At 65.1% G+C, this 1,863-nt stretch carries 3 protein-coding genes; 1 reads left to right on the plus strand and 2 read right to left on the minus strand.

Annotation, left to right across the window (positions count from 1 at the left end; all coding sequences use genetic code 11):
• Positions 1–618: 618 nt before the first annotated feature.
• Positions 619–1,164, plus strand: coding sequence for an NUDIX hydrolase (locus BJF83_RS02540; RefSeq protein ID WP_075925031.1), 546 nt, complete (start codon positions 619–621; stop codon positions 1,162–1,164).
• Here BJF83_RS02540 and BJF83_RS02545 read toward each other — a convergent pair.
• Entirely contained in the window at positions 1,141–1,341 is a 201-nt protein-coding gene (locus tag BJF83_RS02545; RefSeq protein WP_262391252.1) for a hypothetical protein, read from the minus strand. The genes BJF83_RS02540 and BJF83_RS02545 overlap by 24 nt on opposite strands.
• A gap of 36 nt (positions 1,342–1,377) precedes the next feature.
• On the minus strand, positions 1,378–1,863 hold a 486-nt coding region (locus tag BJF83_RS02550), incomplete at its 5' end, for a helix-turn-helix domain-containing protein (protein WP_187347068.1).

The raw sequence follows: 1,863 nt of genomic DNA on the forward strand, positions 1-1,863 counted from the left end.
CTGACATAGAACTCGCTGGGATCACCTCAGTGAGCGAATCCGTGTCCCCCTTCCCGGCGTGAGGCCTCGCTGGGACTTTTCGGGACCCTCCACTCCGGCTGCCACTGGAGTTGTGAGTCCGCCCACCCGAGCAGGCGCAAAGCTCGATGATGGGGAGACGGACCTTCTCATGCTCTGGTCCGGTCAGGGCCATGCAGCACACCTTTCATCATGGGGAGCCAGCGGGACGACGCCCCGTTGGTGTTCCTGTGGCAACCGTATACTGCGGCGCTGACAGTCAGAGAATCATGGGATTCCTGACGATGGGCGTACCTTCTGCTCAAGGCAGCGAGCCCTAGGGTGGCACTCATTGCTCGTGTCCGAGTTATCCTTCTAACATCGCAACATTTCTGATACGAAACCGTTATGGACGCCTCTAGTCAGCTTCGTCCCAGCAGACACCGTATCGCCCGTTTGCACTCCAAACCTGTGTATGACCTCTCGCTGGCTTGGCCCAAGTTTCGTGTGGGCTGCGGGTTGTGCTGGATGATGAGATCGCCTCCCGTCACCTGTGTACGGACAGAGCGTCAGCGGTGGGGGAGGCCCGATACAGACAGCCCGTCGCGGTAGTTTCGGGGCATGGACAGGAGCGAGGACGGCCAGGGCCGCTGGGTGGTGCACGGCGAGCGCACCCTGTATGACAATCCGTGGGTTCGGTTGGGCAAGGCCGACATCACCACCCCCTCCGGAAGCAGGTTCGAGCACCACACCGTCGCCCTGCCCTCCGCAGCGGTGATCGCGATCCTGGACCACGACGAAGAGCACGTCCTGATGAGTTACCGACACCGGTTCGTGCCTGACGTGTGGGGATGGGAACTACCCGGAGGGCTCCTGGATCCCGAGGAGACGCTCGAGCAGACCGCCGTTCGTGAGGCGTTGGAGGAGACTGGTCACCGTATCGGCTCGGTGCAGCACGTGGTCACGTTCGAGCCGATGATCGGAACGGTCCGCAGCCCCCACCATGTCTTTGTCGGCCGGGATGTCGAGCTGGTGGCGGACCCGACCGAGTTCGATGAGGGCGTCTACGAATGGGTGCCCTTGACCAGAGTCCGCAGCTTAATTGCCGAGGGGTGGGTGCAGAGCTCAGGAACCCTCATCACCCTACTCCACATCCTCGCCTTCTGAGCGAGCCCGCGGTTCCAGAAGCCGGGCCAGGCGGGCACGTTGGCGCACGGAGCCGGACCGCTTGGAGAGTTCGGCGGCGCGCTGTACTTGTCGGCGGGCTTGTGCGAGGTCGCCGTGGGCGGAGTAGGCCAGAGCCAGATCGGTGCGCAGTCCGGCCTCGGCGCGCCCGAGTTCCATCGGGGCGATGTCGGGGCTTAACCCAAGGCCGGGAAGTTAGCCTGTTTGTGCTGGTGGCAAGGGGGTTGAGGTCCAGGTTGTGGCTGCGTAGAGGCCGGGTCCGAGCTTGTGGATGAGCCCGGTGTTGGCCCATCGGGACAGTTGCCGATACATGGTGTGCAGGGTGACGTCGCCGAAGTGGGCGGCGATCTCCGTGGGTCTCCACAGCCGGTTCGGGTCGTCCTGCAGCAGGGCGAGGATGCGATGCCGTCGGCGCTGGGCCGGGGCGGTGTAGCGGTCGTCTCGGGAGACGGTGGGCAGAGGCGGCTGTTCGGGGCCGGGTTCGAGGACGGTGACGGCGAGGTCGGTCATGATGCGGCTGTGATCTGGGCGGCCGTCGTCGCGTCGTTCGCTGTAGCGGGACATCGGCGACTTGACCTTGCGGGTGCTGGTCCGGTGGCGGCGGGGCGCAAGGAGGCGGGACAGCACCCGGCGGCCGATCAGTCCGAGGCGTCCTTGCTCGTCGGGAACGATCCCGGCGGC

Origin of the sequence: Nocardiopsis sp. CNR-923, from assembly GCF_001942255.1 — a bacterium.
GTDB lineage: Bacteria > Actinomycetota > Actinomycetes > Streptosporangiales > Streptosporangiaceae > Nocardiopsis.

Excerpts from the sequence above, each read along its gene's own strand:
- BJF83_RS02540 (WP_075925031.1), top strand. The coding sequence starts at position 619 with ATGGACAGGAGCGAGGACGGCCAGGGCCGCTGGGTGGTGCACGGCGAG.
- BJF83_RS02545 (WP_262391252.1), bottom strand. The coding sequence starts at position 1,341 with ATGGAACTCGGGCGCGCCGAGGCCGGACTGCGCACCGATCTGGCTCTG.